Raw genomic sequence first — 17,261 nt, forward strand, 5'->3', positions numbered from 1 at the left:
TGAACGTACGCCAGCTTGGCAGGGGCAAAAGGGTGGTCATTCTACACGCCGTCGTAAAGGCCCACAAATCAAACGGCGATTAACCGTAAATTCGTGTCGCATTTATGAAGGTTTAAAGCGATTGCCTGTGCTAGTCAAAACATTTTTGATGTTGGCTGTCACGGGGCGCAGACACCACAAGGCACACGGCTTAGTAAAGCCGCATGCTCAAGCAGGAATATTGGTGTGCTGAAACGGCGACCTGGGTAAGGTCGCCGGAATATCAGCGAACTGCAGCCAGTTCTTTTTGGACGCTGGCGACTGTGCGAGGCCAAGGTTTACCAGCCTGGATCTTCGCTGGCAAGTTCTTGATTGCAGCGGCTGCTGCATCACGGCTTGAGAAATTGCCGTAGGTGACAACGTAAAACGGCTTGCCGTTCAATGTTTTCTTGAAATAGCGGGATTCGCCGCCCACTTCTTTGACGACATTTTGTGCAGACGCTTCGGAGCTGGTACCTACGAGCTGCACCACATAGTTATTGGCCGACTGGCTGGCGTACCAGCTGCTACCCGGTGCGGCCTTGGCCAGCGTAACCGGCTTCTCGACCGGCTTGACCACGGGTTTGGCCGCAGGTGCCGGAGCAGGCTTGGCCACTGGCGCTGGCTTGGCTGCCGCTACAGGTGGCGCCGGGCGTGGGGTTTCGACAGGCGCCGGGCCTGATGGCACGCCCGCCGGTGGCGCGGTAGTGGTCACGGTAGGCGGCTGAGCCACACCGCCGTCAACGGCCGGTACACCGCCGTCGTCACCTTCAGCAATGCCACCCGCAGCCTCAGCCAGAGGGCCACGCATCACCGGCTGCGACTGGCCGACCAGCGGCAACGGCATTGGCTGCGAAGAACCCGCGAAATCTATCGAAGGATTAGCCCCGCCATTCGGCGCAGCCTGACCCAACGGCAATTGACCCTGCTCGGCATCCGGTGCAGTCGGCGCCTTGCCGCGACCCGGTATCAAAATAGCTGCGGCGACGGCCACGACCACTACTGCACCAATGGCCAATACGTGTTTTTTCGGCATGTTGAACCCCATACTTGGACGCTTGACCGCGGAGCGGCTAGCAATCATGGCTTCGATCATTGCATCCCGGGCGACCTGATTGATAGTGCCAGGCCAGCCTTCGGAGCTCTCGTGAATATCTGAGATCTGCTGTGCGCTAAAGAGTTCGATTCCTGCCCCGGCACCTTCCAGCCGCTGAGTCAGGTATTCGCGGGTTTCCTCTTCGGTATAAGGTTGAAGCTCAATGACATGGAAGCGCTCTTCATCCCCGCTTAACTGCTCGAGCCCGGCGATCATCGACGGTTCACCGAACAGGAACACATGCGGCCGGCCTTCCGGCGCACCCTCCGCCAGCCCCAGCAAGGCTTCCAGGGCGGAGTCGTCGAGCTGTTCGGCATCATCGACCAGCAAATAGACCTCTTGCCCCGTCAACGCCAACTGCACCACCTGCGCCAGAATCGAACCTACGTCGGCATGGGCAACGTTCAGCGTCTGTGCCACCTGACGCAAGATACCAGCCGCATCGCCAGCCCCCCGCGCCGACACCACAACACTCTGTACAGACTGCTTGTTGGTACTCGCGACCAGCGCCTGGCGCAGCAAAGTCTTGCCGCTGCCCTCAGGCCCGGTGACCACCAGCAGCAGCTGGCTGTAGCGGGCCAGATGATGCAACTGCCCCAGCACCGGCTTGCGCTGGGCCGGGAAGAACTTGAAACCCGGCACCCGCGGTGCAAAAGGGTCGTGGTTGAGCTGGAAGTGGCCGAGGAACGCCTCGTCGGCATGCAAACTAGTCATCGGGATCTTATTAACCTTTAAGCTGAGCCAGTGCGCGGTAATCCGCACCCAGCGTGGCTTGTAGAACCTCTTGTGGATAATCGTCAGTCACTGTGGCTTCGCCCATCCGGCGCAACAGCACCAGGCGCAAACGACCGTCGATCACTTTTTTATCAACTGACATGTGTTCCATGAAATCGGCTTCGCTCATTTCGCTGGGCGGCACCACCGGCAAACCGGCGCGCTGGAACAACCGGATCCCGCGGTCACGCTCTGCGTGGCTGATCCAGCCCAGACGCGCGGACATTTCCAGCGCCATCACCGTGCCCGCAGCCACCGCTTCGCCATGTAACCATACGCCATAGCCCATATGGGTTTCGATGGCATGGCCGAAGGTATGACCCAGGTTGAGGGTGGCTCGCACACCCGACTCGCGCTCGTCGGCACCGACCACTTCAGCCTTGGCTGCGCATGAACGCTGGATCGCCGCCGTCAATGCAACCTGATCCAGGGCGCGCAAGGCATCCATGTTGTCTTCAAGCCAGGTCAGGAAGGGTTCGTCGCAGATCAGGCCGTATTTGATGACCTCAGCCAGGCCCGCCGACAGCTCGCGACTTGGCAGGGTTTCAAGTGTCCTGGTGTCGATCAGGACCAGGTTGGGCTGATAGAACGCTCCGACCATGTTCTTGCCCAGCGGATGATTGATCCCGGTTTTCCCGCCCACCGACGAATCGACCTGGGACAGCAATGTGGTAGGCACCTGGATGAAATCAACCCCACGCTGGTAGCACGCGGCGGCAAAGCCGGCCATGTCACCGATCACGCCGCCACCCAAAGCAATGACGGTGGTACGACGGTCATGGCGAGCCGTGAGCAGGCCATCGAAAATGAGTTGCAGGGTTTCCCAGTTCTTGAACGATTCGCCATCGGGCAGGATGATCGGCAAGACGGAATACTGTGCAAGGCTGCGGGTCAGGCGCTCTAGATAGAGTGGCGCGACGGTTTCATTGGTCACGATTGCCACTTGGCGACCGGCGATGTGAGGGGCCAGCAACTGCGGCTGATCCAACAAACCTTCGCCAATATGAATCGGATAGCTACGCTCGCCTAGATCAACCTTCAGTGTCTGCATGAATCCCCGCGTTGAAACAGGACGCCAGCGGCCTGCCTCGCAATAATCAAGTGAAGGCCGCATCGAGTGTTGACGCGACCCAATAGCCTTAGTCCATACCGATGAGAGGGCATGGCTGGCACCGAGGATAGCGCATTTCGCGTCGCGCTTTAACGGGGGGGAAGCTGCGCCAGACGCTCAAGAATATCCAGAACCACCATTCGTGGTGGCCGCTCATCGGTTTCGACCACCAGGTCGGCGATTTCTCGATAGAGCGGATCACGGACCGTCAACAAGTCACGCAAGGTTTTCTCGGGATTGGCCGTGCGCAGCAAAGGCCGATTGCGATCGCGCGCTGTACGCCCGACCTGCTGCTCAACGGAGGCATGCAAATACACGACACGACCGCCGGCGCGCAGCGCCTTGCGGTTTTCGGGGCGCATGACCGCTCCACCGCCGGTGGCCAGGACCACGCCATCGGCCTCGCAGAGCTCGGCAATCATCGCCTCTTCACGATCCCGAAAACCCGGCTCGCCTTCTTTATCGAAGATCCACGGGATATTGGCACCCGTGCGCAATTCAATTTCCTTATCGGAATCCTTGAACGGCAGGTGCAGCTCTTTGGCCAGCAAACGTCCAATGGTGCTTTTTCCAGCCCCCATTGGCCCAACAAGAATCAAATTTCGCACAGAATCAATGACTCACAGCAATCGCCTGGTTGTTCATGATACGCGGAGTCAGGAACACCAGCAGCTCGGATTTTTTTTCCAGCATAAGGTCTTTACGGAAAAGTCGGCCAACATACGGCAGATCGCCAAAAAATGGCACTTTATCTACTACTTTGCTTTGAGTATTTGAGAACACCCCCCCAATCACGATGGTTTCACCGTCCTTGACCAGCACTTTGGCCTCAACCTCATTCTTTTTGATCGGCGGCACATGGTTGACCATGTTCATGTAATCGGGCTCATCCTTGGTCACCAGCACCGCCATGATGATGCTGTTGTCGGGGGTAATCTGTGGCGTCACCTCCAATGACAACGAGGCTTCCTTGAACGACACCGACGTTGCCCCGCTGGCGCTGGTCTCCTGATACGGAATTTCAGTGCCCTTGAGGATTTTGGCGGTCTCTTTGTCCGAGGTCACGACTTTGGGCTGGGAGATGATTTCGCCATTGCCGGTTTTTTCCATGGCGCTCAATTCGAGGTCCAGCAACGTGTTGTTGGTGATGAAGGCAATCCCCAGCCCGGACGCAGGGTTTGCCACGCCCAAATCAACAAACGGCGCACTGGCCTCACCGGTTTGCCCTGCACCCGAGCGGACTATCCCGCCGGCCTTCCAGTTGCCCGCACCGCGAAACGCTCCGCCCCAGCGTACGCCCAGGCTTTTTTCGAAATCCACGCCGGCTTCAACGATCCGCGCCTCGATCATCACCTGACGGACCGGTATATCCAGTTGCATGACAATGCGTCGCAACTCCTGCAACCGCTCATCCGATTGAAACGCGATGATGTTGTTGGTGCGCTCATCCACCGTGATCGAACCACGCTCCGGGGAGACGGCTTCGCCACGGGTGACCGACTGGAACAATTTGGCGATATCTTGCGCCTTGGCGTAATTGACCTGCACCAGCTCCCGGCGCAAAGGCGCCAGCTCAGCCAACTGATGGCGTGCCTCAAGCGCCTGGCGCTCATGGGCGGCAATTTCTTCGGCAGGGGCGATCAACAACACATTGCCCTCAAGACGCTTGTCGAGGTTTTTGCTTTTAAGAACCAGATCGAGCGCCTGATCCCTGGGCACATCCCGCAAATTAAGGGTAATGCTGCCCTGCACCGCATCGCTGACCACCAGATTCAAACCGGCAAAATCAGCCAGCAACTGAAGCGCCGCACGCACTTCAATATCCTGAAAGTTCAGGGATAACGGCCCTTCGGCAGGCGCCTTCATAGGCAGCTCTGCCCGGATGTGCTCGGCATCCGGGGTTGCACGTGAAGAAAAACTGTCGTGTGCAGTCGCCAGTGATTGCTGCGAATTCAGCGCATTCCATAGCGCCAGCCCGCAGACCAGGAAAATCCTTTTCATGGTGTATTCCGTTAAGACTGTTGTTTTAAAGGGATCGTCAGGGTTCTTTCCATCCAGCCACCCCGACCATCTGAAATCAGTTCAAATACTTCAACGCCAGTCGCTTCAATCGAGGCAATCCGGCCATTGTTGCGCCCCAGGTAATCCCCCTGCTCCAGGCGGTGGATGGCGCCATTGGTCCGGAGCAAGACACTGATCCCCAGGTCATTGGAAAGCGTGCCTACCATTTCGAACCGGGCCAGTTCGACCTCTTCCAGAAACGCTCTGACCCGGGCGACCTCTGACGTACCATCTACCTGGCTCGGCTGCCAACTCCCCGTATTGCCCTCGTCCGACGCCTGAAACGGGCTGCGCAGCGCCATTGCACCGTAGGCCGGTGCCTTGCGCGGCTGTACCTCGGGGACAGTCGCAATGGCGGTGGTTTGAGGAGCCTGCGCGGCCCGCAAGTACGCGTGTAGCTGCGTCGTGCTTTGCGCACTGTCGCAACCCGCCAGCCCTGCCAAAAGGCCTGGGACCAGCAACCCGAGCTTGCCGCTCACGGGATCAGCCCCTGATCGTGATTGCGATAAGTTCTGGCCAGCAGCGTCATGCGCAACTGACCGTCAGCGCCGTTACCGAGTGGGGCGAGAGTGAAGTCATGCGCCGTGACAATGCGGGACAAGCTCGACAGGCCACTGATGAATACACCCAGCGCGTGATAGCTGCCTGTGAGGCTCATGTGCAAGGGCAGTTCGGCGTAAAAAGACTGAAGCACCTCCGGCGACCACTCGATGTACTCGACAAACAGGCCGCTGGCCATGCTCAGGCGAGAGATTTCATCAAGCAGGCCGGGGAACTCCGACTGACCGGGCAAGCGCTTCAAGAGCGTGCTGAATGACGCTTCCAGCACCCTCACCTGGGCTGCGTAGGCCTCCAGGCCCGCGGCCCGCGAAGCCGTAGATTCAAATTCGGTTTTAAGCGCGGCTTCAGCCTCGCGCTGTTGTTGGAGCTGAGTCAGCGGCAAGTGGAGCACCAGCGCATACCCCAGCGCCAACAGGATGGCCATCCATACCACTGCCATGACCGCCTTGCGCCTTGGTGACCATGCGCCAATCTGCTCATGACCCAACTCTCGCAGATCAAGACTGCGCAGGCGTTCCAGCCATTGCGCAGGCATCAGAATGGCCCGCCCGCGTGCAGGGTCTGACGTACCGTCATCTGAAACAACCGGTCATGCCCGCCCTCCCGCTCCGGGCCTGCCTTCACATCAATCAGCGTCGGCGTTTCCAGCCAGTGCGAAGCATCGAGATTGCGCATCAGTTGCGCAAGCAGATTACTGGACTGAGCCGACCCGGTAATGACGATGGTGCCCTCAGTCATTTTGACGTCGGTGAAATGCACCCCGTCCGGCAAGCTGCGCGCCAACTGCTCAAGAATGATTCCGCTGTCCGATCGATTGCCCTGAAGCGTCTCGATCGTCTGCATTCGCTCAAGCAACTGTTCGCGGCGCATTTTCAACGCATCGATTTGCTCGGCCCGCCCATCCAGTTGCGCCATCGCACTGCGGATCAACCCGTTACGCGCCAGCTGCCGCTCTACGGCGCTATCGATCAAACGATCAAGAACAAACAACCCCCCCATCACCGCTACTGAGAGGGCACCCAATACGATCAAGAAACGCCTGTGTCGTTTTTCACGCAACGCAGCACGCCATGGCAACAAATTGATCTTCGCCATTAATCAAACCCTCTCAAGGCCAGACCACAGGCAGTCAATAGCACAGGAGCATCGCAGAACAAGGCTTCGGGTGCGAGAGCAGGGTTCAGTTTCATGGCTGCAAACGGATCGGCAACGCGAGTTGGAATACCAAGCCGGGCCTCGACCCATTGGCTCAGTCCGGTGCTGCCGGCGGCTGCACCAGCCAGCACGATCAACCCGACCTTCGCCCCGACAGCCGATTCGGCAGACAAGCCGATCTCACGCCCGAGATGCTCCACGGCCGCGGACTTGAAGGCGTCATCGCCCAGAGAACCCCGCTCAAACAACCACTCATGGCAATAGATGACCCGGCTTTGCGACACAATGCTCAGCCGCGCTAAAGGGGGCGAAAAATCCGCCACGGCCACTGCTTCGCGGGCACTCGAACCCGTGACCGAGCGCAGCACCCAGTCGAGTCCGCGCACCAGCGCCAGAGCCTGCACATCGATAACATGCGGCTTCAACCCCGCACTCAGCAGAACCTCCTGGTGCCACTCAAGCACCTCCTGGCGGCACGCCACCAGCACGATCTCGACCTGATCCGAATGTCGGGGGGCAACATCCTGGACGTCGTAATCCAGGGCCATCTCCTCAAGGGCATAAGGGACGTATTGCTCGGCTTCGAGGCGGACGTAAAGCTCGAGTTCGTTCTCGCTCAAGCCTGTTTCCACTTCAAGGGTTTTACAGATGACCTGCGTATCCGGCAGTGCCGTGACAGCATCACGCGCCATTACGCCAGTATTGCCCAGCGCCCGACGCAACACCTGTGCGACACTTTTTGCCCCGGTGCTGGTCAGATCATCGACATAGCCGGCCGACAGCGGTTCTATGGCATAGGCATGCAGCTCAAACGTATTGCCCATGCGGCTCAGTTCGACCACTTTTATCGACTGGCCGCTGATGTGAACACCCACGTACCGCGGGCGTGTTTCAAAAAATAATCCGGACATTGGTATTTTCCTTAATCCAATCCGTGACTTACGGGAGGGTAAAAAATGAGATCCGTTCATAACCCGTTCTGACATGTGGCCCATGACGCCCTTGGGCGAAAAATGCTTATAATGCCGGGCGTTTTTTTCCGTATCGTCGACCCGGCGCAGCTGCGCACTACCCTGACGTGCACACCCATTTCTTAATCTGGAAATCCAAAAGCCTTGATTCGTCTGCTGAAGTTTTTCGGGTGGTCTTTCGTTGCTGTGTTCTGCGGGCTCCTGCTCGCGCTGAGCGGCGCGTTTCTCTATCTTAGTCCTGGCTTGCCGTCCGTAGAGTCGTTGAGAAGTATCCAGTTGCAGATTCCTTTGCGGGTCTACACAAGCGATGGAAAACTGATCGCAGAGTTTGGCGAAATGCGCCGCTCTCCGATCAAGTTCGCCGACATTCCGCCCAATTTCATCAATGCTTTGCTCTCAGCAGAAGATGACAACTTCGCCCATCATTACGGGGTCGACCCCAGTAGCCTGATGCGTGCCGCGACCCAGCTTGTAAAAAGCGGACACATACAATCGGGGGGCAGCACCATCACCATGCAGGTGGCGAAGAACTATTTCCTGTCCAGCGAACGCAGCTTTTCCCGCAAAACCAACGAAATCCTGCTGGCCCTGCAAATCGAACGCGAACTGACCAAGAACGAGATTCTTGAGCTGTACGTGAACAAGATTTACCTGGGCAACCGTGCTTACGGCATCGAAGCTGCCGCACAGGTTTACTACGGCAAATCGATCCGCGATCTCAGCCTGGCGCAGATGGCCATGATTGCCGGCCTGCCTAAAGCCCCTTCGCGCTTTAACCCGCTGGCCAATCCGGTACGCAGCAAAGAGCGCCGCGACTGGATCCTGGGGCGCATGTACAAGCTGGGCAAAATTGATCAGGCCAGCTACGAAGCGGCCATTGCAGAACCGGTCAACGCCACTTATCACGTACCGACCCCGGAAGTCAGCGCACCTTACATCGCAGAAATGGCCCGCGCCGAGATGGTCGGGCGCTATGGCAGCGAGGCTTACACTGAAGGCTATCGCGTGACCACCACGGTGCCGAGCGACCTGCAGGTGCTGGCCAACGATTCGGTTCATGAAGGCCTGATCATCTACGACCAGCGCCACGGCTACCGCGGCCCAGAGTCACGCCTGCCCGGAAAGACCCTCGACACCTGGAGCCAGGAGCTCGCCAAACAGCGTCCATTCAGCGGCCTTGAACCGGCCATCGTGACCCGGGTCGACAAAGACGGCCTGCAAGTCCTGACCCGAAGCGGTGAAGGCCGTGTCGCGTGGGACACGATGAAATGGGCCCGGCGTTTTCTCAACACCAACAGCATGGGGCCGATGCCCAAGCAACCTTCGGATGTGGCACAAGTCGGCGACCTGATTCGCGTCCAGCCGCAAGCCGACGGCAGCCTCAAATTCAGCCAGGTGCCCAACGTACAAGGTGCGCTGGTGTCGCTTGATCCGAACAACGGCGCCATTCGCTCACTGGTCGGCGGCTTTGCATTCGAGCAGAGCAACTACAACCGCGCCATGCAGGCCAAGCGTCAGCCGGGCTCAAGCTTCAAGCCTTTCGTCTACAGCGCTGCCCTGGATAACGGCTACACCGCCGCCACCCTGGTGAACGACGCTCCGATCGTGTTCGTCGACGAGTATCTGGATAAAGTCTGGCGCCCGAAAAACGACACCAATACATTCCTCGGCCCGATCCGTGTGCGCGAAGCACTGTACAAGTCGCGCAACCTGGTTTCGATCCGCTTGCTGCAAAGCCTGGGCGTCGACCGCACCATCGACTACATCAGCAAGTTCGGTTTCAACAAACAGGACCTGCCGCGCAACCTGTCGCTGGCCCTGGGCACTGCCACCCTGACCCCGATGGAAATCGCCACCGGCTGGAGCACATTTGCCAACGGCGGGTACAAAATCACACCGTACCTGATCGACAGGATCGAAAGCCGTAACGGCGAGAGTCTGTTCGTGGCCAATCCGCCTCAAGTGCCTGAAGCAGCCCGCAAGGATGTACCGCAGGAAGCCGAAGCACTGACCATCGACACCATTAACGCCGCACCTGGCCTGCCGACCGTCGAAACCCGGGCCGTGGCTGAGCGCATCATCGACGGCCGCACCGCCTACATCCTCACCAGCATGCTGCAGGACGTGATCAAGCGCGGTACCGGCCGCCGTGCCCTCTCGCTGGGCCGTACAGACCTGGCGGGCAAAACCGGTACGACCAACGAATCCAAGGATGCCTGGTTCTCCGGTTACAACGCCGACTATGTCACCACCGTGTGGACCGGCTTTGACCAACCCGAAAGCCTCGGCCGTCGCGAATACGGCGGCACTGTCGCGCTGCCGATCTGGATCAGCTACATGGGCGGTGCGCTCAAGGACAAACCGGCACACACCCAGCCCGAGCCTGAAGGGATCCTGAGCCTGCGCATCGACCCGACAAGCGGCCGCATTGCGTCTCCAGGCACGCCTGGCGCCTATTTCGAGCTGTTCAAGAGCGAAGACACGCCACCGACCAACAGCGAGTTTGGAAATGGCTCTGCGCCAGGTACACCGCTGCCGGCAGACGAAGGGGCGCCAATCGACCTCTTCTGATAGAGGGCGCTATGGGTATGCAGCAAGACGGACGCTTGCTGCGATCTAACCCAAATCCAGAATATCCCCTGTGTAACACGCGCCGATCACGTGATCACGCAGGGGATCATCCAGTGAAGCCATATCGACTCGCACCTCCGCCTCCTGAGGTGCCATGGCCAATGGTTCAGCGCGGGTGTTTTTGCTGTGGGCAAGCCATCGCTCCAGGCTGTCCGTCAACTGCTCAGGCTGTTGTGCGAAATGGCCGTAGACATCAGCCTGCGTAGGCACCTCAAACCTCATGCTGTTCAAACGCGTACGTGTGACATCGACCCGGTTGTGCTCGCGTATCAGCAGCGTTCTGGCGCTCGCTTGCGCCTGCACTTTCTTGTCCGGCAGCGTCGCCATCTCGATGAATTGAGTACGCAATTGCCCAGAGATTTGCTTGAACGCCTGGTCGACGAAATCAAACTCACGACTGCTCACCCGTGAAGTGCGGTTCTCCAGCGCCTCTTTATAGCGACGCAGTGCAGCCCAGCAATTGGGGATATAACTGTCCACCATAAAGTGATGAGCCATGTCGATTAACTGGCGAAGAAAGCTGTCGCGCGCGGGTAAGCCGTTATTTTGCCCGAGCGCGGCACTGCTCACGGCATGCTGAATAACCGTGTCGCATGCCGGCGCCCATAACAGATGCGACACCCCGCCCAGCCCCAATTCCACGGGCATAAAATGGCGAAGCGTGCCGTGATGCTGATAAGGCTCGCCGGTCAGGTTGGTCAGCCCCAGCGCGAACACCGAGAGCCCAACCGGTACATTGCTGAAGGTGAGCACAGCACCTGTGCCATACACCGGGGATTTGGTATTCATCCAGGTCGCCGGCACACTGGGGATCGGGTCGTTGTGGTTGACGGTTCGGTGATGCACCAGCGACTGCGCGGCGCTGACAAACGTGGCGTCGCCAGCGCGGGGCGCGCCGTAGGTGTAGAGCAGGACGTCGTATCCTTCAGGTCGCTTGCACAGCATTTGCGAAAGAATCAACGCAATGGCTCCGCCAAGGCTGTGACCACAAATCAGAATTTTTTGGCCGGCGTGGAATTTGTCGAGGTACCTGCTTACAAAGGCCGCCGCCACTTTTGCAGCCTCATAAAAACCACGATGCACCTTGCCCTCTCCCTCCTCAAAAGGCACTTGCAGTGCATCGGCATCACGCAAAAAATCCGCTCCTGCACTGGTGCCGCGAACGGCGATCACAACGACCTCATCGTTATGGCTGACAAAGGCCTGGGTGTCGGTACCTTCTGCCCCCTCCTTGGTATCATCGAGAAAGTGAAGGTTGGCGGGGTTCTCCTGATCCGGCCCCAACAAAGGGTTATTGGCCGGGTATAACTCCGGGTCAAAGGGCACGATCTCCAGCCGCCTGGAATACGGCACGTCTTCATACAACGGGTAATAGGGCTCGGTCTGCTCGGGGTTGACCTGCCAGTTTTCCTTGAACGTGGCGAGCCTATCGCCAAACCAGTTGCCCACACTCGGTTCCAGCGGAAAGCTGACCGTGGGAGTGGTGACCGGCTGCTCGTCGGGCTCCTGGCCAAAAGGGCAATAGCTCAACGTCGCCATCAAGGCCAATTGATACAGGTTAAGTGCGCAAAAGGCCGGATCGGTCGACAGCATCGGCCGCAAAGCCCGTAGCGGGCGAACTTCCAGCACGGTATGGCGATCTGGCGCAAGGCAAACACCGAACTCCCCCCGCGGCCACATCAAACGGCGAGGCCCCACGTCCAGTGGAAAGTGCCGCGGCACTTTCGGCGGCAAGTGCGAAACATGCTTGACCAAGTGCCGAACTTCGATTTGATAATATTCATCCGTGGCGTTGCTCAGCGCCGGTTTTTGTACAGTTCGCGAACCGTCCTTGTTGAAGTACCGGGTATTTTCGGCTCTGACTTGAAGCTCGGTAATTTCAAGAGGGTAGTGCTCACGCGTTATAAGATCATAATAGTAATCCTTAGCATCTTTATAGGGAGTCATCATTGTCACTGCAATGGATCCAGCACAATGATTTTTAACACGCCCCACACCAGTTGAATCCAAAAAACCGCTGTACTGCAACCCTTCAAAATCAACAACCTCATAGGCAAGCCCCGCATACGGCATTCCTGAACCAAATTCATCGACCAACTGAAAGCTGGTCTGTTTGCCTTGTACAGAGCACGAAAACATCCGCCCTTTCAAATCAAAACTTTTAATGCTGTCAGACTTGATCACTTGCCACCCCTTTTATTCCGTACAGCCTGGATAAACAATGCACTGCTTGCCGTCCGGCATCATGAAATGACTGAAGTCTTTATAATTCCCTCTACAAAAAGCATATGGATCCTCAAACCCCTTACCCATACAGCGCTTCCAGCCATTTGGCACTTTCACCCAAGTGTCTCGCTTATAAGGTCTTTCTTCCGCCAGCAGTTTGATTTTCATCTTCACTGTCTTACCGGGTAATTGATCCAGGGTATAACCCGCAACAGGGCGACCACGGGTTAACGCCCCCGTGGCATCGGTATCTTTACAATCAAGAATCTTTCTAAGAACGCGGGGTTTACCCGACGTACGAAACAACCACTGACATTGCCCGTAAAAAGTACTTACACCGTCGGCGTTAAAATGCTCTTTATATTCAATGGGCAGCTCTTCACGAAACACGACCCCAGCACTATCTCCGCCCTGATCGCTCCAGCCCGCACCATAAACAGCGTTAATATCCAGCCTGATATGACTAATCACCAACGGGCAACCACTCACGGTGCGATAAAGCGCTATCTTCGAATCGGGCTTGTACTCTTTTCGCCAATGCCGATTAAATCCAACCCAAGTATTCTTGCCACCGGGCACCCTGCACGTCTCGCCTTTGGCCGGAACATAAACAGCGGAAGCACGATAATAAACATTGGGCGGCAACTCGGCGGTGAAGGTAAAGGTCTCCGACTTGCTCGGTGAACAGCCCGAGAGACTCAACAGGCCACAGACCAACACCAGCCCCTTAAATACGCTCTTCATCAACAGACCCCCTTATTCCGTACAGCCCGGATAAACAGTGCACTGTCTTCCGTCTGGCATCATGAAATGGCTGAAGTCTTTATAATTTTCATCACAAAAAGCATATTGATCCTCAAAACTTTCACCCATACAGCGTTTCCAACCATTAGGTACTTTCACCCACGTATCACCCATATAGGGCCTTTCTTCCGCCAGCAGTTTGATTTTCATCTTCACCGTCTTGCCGGGTAATTGATCCAGGGTATAACCCGCAACAGGGCGACCACGGGTTAACGCCCCCGTGGCATCGGTATCTTTACAATCAAGAATTTTTACTATTCGCCGCTTCGAGCCCGATGTGCGAAACAACCACTGGCATTGTCCGTAAAAGGTACTTACACCGCCGGCGTTAAAATGCTCTTTATATTCAATGGGCAGCTCTTCACGGATGGCCACGCCAGCGCTATCCCCACCCTGATCACCCCAGTCCTCACCATAAACAGCGTTAATATCCAGCCTGATATGACTAATCACCAACGGGCAACCACTCACGGTGCGATAAAGGGCTATCGTCGAATCGGGCTTGTACTCTTTTCGCCAATGCCGATTAAATCCAACCCAAGTATTCTTGCCACCGGGCACCCTGCACGTCTCGCCTTTGGCCGGAACATAAACAGCGGAAGCACGATAATAAACATTGGGCGGCAACTCGGCGGTGAAGGTAAAGGTCTCCGACTTGCTCGGTGAACAGCCCGAGAGACTCAACAGGCCACAGAACAACACCAGCCCCTTGAATACGCTCTTCACAAAACACCCTCGCCTTGCGAGAACCCTGCCATCTGGCTGACTCTTTCGAAGTGCATGTGTGGCGTTTCATCAGGCCGTGGGTTCCACGCATCCGGGACGCCGTAGCCGGGGCGCGGAAGGCTGTGCAGCGCTAGAAATTGCAGGTGTTCTTGTTCCAGCCACCCCCACTGTTCAGCCTGCATCCGTTGCGCATGTATCCACGCAAGAGGCCTTCGATGCCTGGCCAATTGCCGAAGTGCCTCGTAATGGTGGGCCAATAAGTAGCGGTACACATTGATGACATGCACCTGTCCGCGCAGACGGCCTGGCGTTGGGACCTGCAGCCATTCAGGCATGGCTGGCAACGGGTACTCCCCGGGCGCCGGGTTGTCTAAAGCAAGCCAGTGTTCGCCCTGCCAGTAGCACAGGCTGATCGTGGGGCCCAGGTAAGGCGGGAGTGCATCTGGCGATAGATGATCAAGCGCACGGGTTAGCGTTCGGTTGTCGTGAAAACGGTACAGCGCTTGATTGGGGCGCGAGTCGAGCAAAAATCGTTGGCGCCAATGCTCCAGCAACGCTGGCAGATCACCTTGAGCGATACTGGCCAGCCAACCCCAGTTACGTTCGGGCGCGCCCAAAAGGCCGGACAAGGCCTCAGTGTCAGCCCTGCTGAGCAAAATCAGGTACGGCCCGGCATTCGCCAACCGGGCCACCGATGTTTGGTCATAAACGCTGGCATAGCGGTCGCAAGCGCGACCATTGAGCAGCGTCTGTCGGGTCTCCATCTCGCCCAGCGAGTCCAGAATCAGGCACAGCTCACGACCTTGACGGTGTTGCTCTTCTATCCATTGCCAGGGTGATACAGGGCTCATCACAGGCCTCCTTCAGGCAAGCACATAGCGTTTTCGCAGGCCTCGCACAGCGGGCAGAATTCAACGCCTGAGTCATGCGTTGAGGTCATCAGTCTTTGCTGATAAGACGCGAGGGGGGCCGGCAAGGCTTGCGGCGCAAGCAGGCGTTCAGACTCACCCGGCAACAACGGATTCGCCGGCGTCCCCGGCACCGGTACGCCGCCGGGCACAATCGGGCTGCTGCTGTAGATCCCCGCCGCGCTGATCACGATGTGTTGCCCACCGGCCATCAGGGTGATGCTGGCGCCGGCATCGAGTACCAACCGCGCGCCGGCCTTGAGGTGGACTTCCAGCCCGGCTTCGGCCACCAGCGCCTGGCCGACGCGGGTGTGGCTGCTGGCGGCGATGTTCAGGTGGTCGTTGGCATTGAGTTGCACCTTGCGGTCACCGCTGACGGTGCGTTGCTCTTCGGCTTCGAGCACCGCCACGCTGTCCCCGCTGATGGTCGCTTCGGACTTGCCATCAATCTGCACGCGGCTGTCATGTTTGACGTGTTGTTCCAGATCGCGCTGGGCGTGCAGGTAGATCAGCTCCTGGCCTTTGCGGTCCTCGATGCGCAGTTCGTTGAAACCGCTGCCACCCGGCGTGCTGCGACTGCGAAACACGCTTTGGGTTTTGTCTGCAGGCAATACCAGCGGCGCCGGGTTGAGGCTGTTGACCAGGCAACCGGAAATGATCGGCCTGTCGGGGTCGCCGTCCAGATACGTCACCAGCACTTCCATGCCCACCCGGGGGATGGTCACGCTGCCATAGCGGTCTCCGGCCCAGCTCGACGCTACCCGCACCCAGCAACTGCTTTGATCGTCGTTGATTGCGCTGCGATCCCAATGAAAGCTGACCCGAACCCGGCCAAACTGATCGCAATGGATGTCTTCCCCCGCCGGGCCAGTTACGCGGGCGGTCTGGCTGCCGAGGATCCTCGGCTTGGCGAAAACCTGTTGCGGGCGGTAGGTCACGTCTTCAGGGGTGACGTGAAAAGTGTTGCGGTAGCCCTGGGTAAAGCCGTTCGAAGCGGTCATCTGCGGGATGCGGCCTTGCTCTTCGAGTGCTTGCGGTTGTTTGCCCTCGTGGTGAACCCGGGTCAGCAACCAGCGGGCATTCCAGGCCGCATGCGGGTGCTCGCTGATGGTCAGAAAGTGACCGCTGCTCAGGCACGGTTGGTCACTGCTGCCATTGCCCTGGCGATAACCGGTTTGATGGTGCTCAAGGGCCCGCTGATTTTGTTGTTCACCGTGGGCGGTTGCGCTGAAGCCGCCGGGGTAGCTGTAGTGTTCGAGGACCTGCCTATCGGGGTCGGCGCTGCTTTCAGCCTGCAGGATGCGGCTGGCTTTTTCGAAGTCATAATCGCGACGCACCGTGCGGTTGGTCCGGGTTTCGAGGTGCAAGCCAAAGCGCTCGATCGACGGTTCCCTGGCCACCATCCCGGCATCTTGCACGTAAGGTGTAGGCCGCGTGAGCAGGCTGAACGCCTGTTGTTTATCACCGAACACCAGCACATGGCCGTCAGGCGAATGCCGAAAATGGTAGTGAAAACCCTCTTCAAAACACAGGCGCTGAATAAAGTGCAGGTCCGATTCGCCGTACTGCACGCAGTACTCCCGAGGCGGGTAGGACGAGAGTGAATTGAACAGGTAGGCATTGCTGAAAATGCCGTGCTCTTCAAGCACGGTTTCGATGATTTGCTGCACGGTCTGCCGCTGGAAAATTCGCTGGTTGGTGCGATGTTCCAGGTAGGCCAGTTGCGGCACCAGCGTCAGACGGTAGTGCGTCAGCCGCGGGCCCGGGCTGCTCAGGGCGATGCTGGAAATCTTCCCGTGAACACCGTTGCCCTCGCCGTCAAACGCCAGATAAGCCGGCTGATGCAGCAACGCGTCGAGCGCCAGATCAGCGCGCTCGCTGACCAGTTCGACGGTAAAGGCAAAGGGCGTGCTGATGGCTTCATCGCCGGTAAACCCCAGTACCTGAAACTCGGATTCGGCAGCGTTGATACTCAGGCTAAAGCGCTTATGACGGTCAATCGTGGGCATCCGTGGCTCCTCAAACGTAGAGGGCACGCTTCAGAACAAAGGCGCCCACAACAAGGAGGTAAACGCTAACGGATGGGCCTAGCAGCGGATGTAGGAGACTTCTCTAATTGCCAGAAGAAGTAGATAAATCAGTACAAGTTTGTTCATCCCAACAGCTGTAATACCCGCCCTTTAAGCGAAAAAATCTCTGCAGGCGCGAGCGGTAACGCG

13 protein-coding genes and 1 pseudogene are annotated in these 17,261 nt (G+C 57.9%); 1 reads left to right on the plus strand and 13 read right to left on the minus strand.

Annotation, left to right across the window (positions count from 1 at the left end; genetic code table 11):
* Positions 1–262: 262 nt before the first annotated feature.
* The 8 genes and pseudogenes from DQN55_RS20685 to pilM all read right to left on the minus strand — a co-directional run bounded on the left by DQN55_RS20685 (position 263) and on the right by pilM (position 7,687).
* On the minus strand, positions 263–1,828 hold the full coding sequence (locus tag DQN55_RS20685; RefSeq protein WP_048382884.1) for an AAA family ATPase: 1,566 nt from the start codon (positions 1,826–1,828) through the stop codon (positions 263–265).
* A 10-nt stretch (positions 1,829–1,838) separates the two neighbouring features.
* Positions 1,839–2,939: a 3-dehydroquinate synthase gene (gene aroB / locus DQN55_RS20690; protein WP_048382885.1), complete on the minus strand. Its 1,101-nt coding sequence runs from the start codon at positions 2,937–2,939 to the stop codon at positions 1,839–1,841.
* A gap of 149 nt (positions 2,940–3,088) precedes the next feature.
* The gene (aroK, locus tag DQN55_RS20695) at positions 3,089–3,607 is read right to left on the minus strand and encodes a shikimate kinase AroK (RefSeq protein ID WP_048382886.1); all 519 of its coding nucleotides are present in this window, start codon (positions 3,605–3,607) and stop codon (positions 3,089–3,091) included.
* 4 nt (positions 3,608–3,611) lie between these two features.
* Positions 3,612–4,841, minus strand: a pseudogene (locus tag DQN55_RS20700) (type IV pilus secretin PilQ); the annotation flags it as partial.
* A 170-nt stretch (positions 4,842–5,011) separates the two neighbouring features.
* Positions 5,012–5,539 (minus strand): pilus assembly protein PilP, encoded by a 528-nt coding sequence (locus tag DQN55_RS20705; protein WP_048382888.1) that lies wholly within the window; start codon positions 5,537–5,539, stop codon positions 5,012–5,014.
* Positions 5,536–6,156 carry a type IV pilus inner membrane component PilO gene (locus DQN55_RS20710; RefSeq protein ID WP_048382889.1) on the minus strand — a complete coding sequence of 207 codons (621 nt, stop codon included), beginning with the start codon at positions 6,154–6,156 and terminating at the stop codon, positions 5,536–5,538. Before DQN55_RS20710 ends, DQN55_RS20705 begins: the two co-directional genes overlap by 4 nt.
* Entirely contained in the window at positions 6,156–6,716 is a 561-nt protein-coding gene (locus DQN55_RS20715) for a PilN domain-containing protein (protein WP_048382890.1), read from the minus strand. The genes DQN55_RS20710 and DQN55_RS20715 overlap by 1 nt, the downstream gene beginning before the upstream one ends.
* Positions 6,716–7,687, minus strand: a complete 972-nt coding sequence (gene pilM, locus DQN55_RS20720) for a type IV pilus biogenesis protein PilM (protein WP_048382891.1) — start codon at positions 7,685–7,687, stop codon at positions 6,716–6,718. Before pilM ends, DQN55_RS20715 begins: the two co-directional genes overlap by 1 nt.
* A 207-nt stretch (positions 7,688–7,894) precedes the next feature.
* On the opposite strand from pilM, the gene DQN55_RS20725 reads away from it, so the two are divergent.
* Positions 7,895–10,318: a penicillin-binding protein 1A gene (locus DQN55_RS20725; protein WP_408634604.1), complete on the plus strand. Its 2,424-nt coding sequence runs from the start codon at positions 7,895–7,897 to the stop codon at positions 10,316–10,318.
* A gap of 45 nt (positions 10,319–10,363) precedes the next feature.
* Here the strand turns inward: DQN55_RS20725 and DQN55_RS20730 are convergent, their stop codons facing one another.
* From DQN55_RS20730 to DQN55_RS20750, 5 genes are read right to left on the minus strand one after another with little or no spacing between them, the layout of a single operon-like run.
* Positions 10,364–12,562: a lipase family protein gene (locus DQN55_RS20730; RefSeq protein WP_231995628.1), complete on the minus strand. Its 2,199-nt coding sequence runs from the start codon at positions 12,560–12,562 to the stop codon at positions 10,364–10,366.
* 12 nt (positions 12,563–12,574) lie between these two features.
* Positions 12,575–13,348 carry a hypothetical protein gene (locus tag DQN55_RS20735; protein ID WP_074703056.1) on the minus strand — a complete coding sequence of 258 codons (774 nt, stop codon included), beginning with the start codon at positions 13,346–13,348 and terminating at the stop codon, positions 12,575–12,577.
* A gap of 12 nt (positions 13,349–13,360) precedes the next feature.
* The gene (locus DQN55_RS20740) at positions 13,361–14,134 is read right to left on the minus strand and encodes a hypothetical protein (RefSeq protein ID WP_048382894.1); all 774 of its coding nucleotides are present in this window, start codon (positions 14,132–14,134) and stop codon (positions 13,361–13,363) included.
* Positions 14,131–14,985 carry a DUF4123 domain-containing protein gene (locus DQN55_RS20745; RefSeq protein ID WP_048382895.1) on the minus strand — a complete coding sequence of 285 codons (855 nt, stop codon included), beginning with the start codon at positions 14,983–14,985 and terminating at the stop codon, positions 14,131–14,133. The genes DQN55_RS20740 and DQN55_RS20745 overlap by 4 nt, the downstream gene beginning before the upstream one ends.
* Complete coding sequence (locus DQN55_RS20750) at positions 14,985–17,051, minus strand: type VI secretion system Vgr family protein (protein WP_074703058.1); 2,067 nt, start codon at positions 17,049–17,051, stop codon at positions 14,985–14,987. Before DQN55_RS20750 ends, DQN55_RS20745 begins: the two co-directional genes overlap by 1 nt.
* Between the last annotated feature and the right edge of the window lie 210 nt (positions 17,052–17,261).

The sequence above is a fragment of the Pseudomonas taetrolens genome (assembly GCF_900475285.1).
In the GTDB taxonomy this organism is placed as follows: Bacteria; Pseudomonadota; Gammaproteobacteria; order Pseudomonadales; family Pseudomonadaceae; genus Aquipseudomonas; species Aquipseudomonas taetrolens.

Excerpts from the sequence above, each read along its gene's own strand:
- DQN55_RS20685 (WP_048382884.1), bottom strand. The coding sequence starts at position 1,828 with ATGACTAGTTTGCATGCCGACGAGGCGTTCCTCGGCCACTTCCAGCTC.
- aroB (WP_048382885.1), bottom strand. The coding sequence starts at position 2,939 with ATGCAGACACTGAAGGTTGATCTAGGCGAGCGTAGCTATCCGATTCAT.
- DQN55_RS20710 (WP_048382889.1), bottom strand. The coding sequence starts at position 6,156 with ATGCCTGCGCAATGGCTGGAACGCCTGCGCAGTCTTGATCTGCGAGAG.
- DQN55_RS20715 (WP_048382890.1), bottom strand. The coding sequence starts at position 6,716 with ATGGCGAAGATCAATTTGTTGCCATGGCGTGCTGCGTTGCGTGAAAAA.
- pilM (WP_048382891.1), bottom strand. The coding sequence starts at position 7,687 with ATGTCCGGATTATTTTTTGAAACACGCCCGCGGTACGTGGGTGTTCAC.
- DQN55_RS20735 (WP_074703056.1), bottom strand. The coding sequence starts at position 13,348 with ATGAAGAGCGTATTTAAGGGGCTGGTGTTGGTCTGTGGCCTGTTGAGT.
- DQN55_RS20745 (WP_048382895.1), bottom strand. The coding sequence starts at position 14,985 with ATGAGCCCTGTATCACCCTGGCAATGGATAGAAGAGCAACACCGTCAA.
- DQN55_RS20750 (WP_074703058.1), bottom strand. The coding sequence starts at position 17,051 with ATGCCCACGATTGACCGTCATAAGCGCTTTAGCCTGAGTATCAACGCT.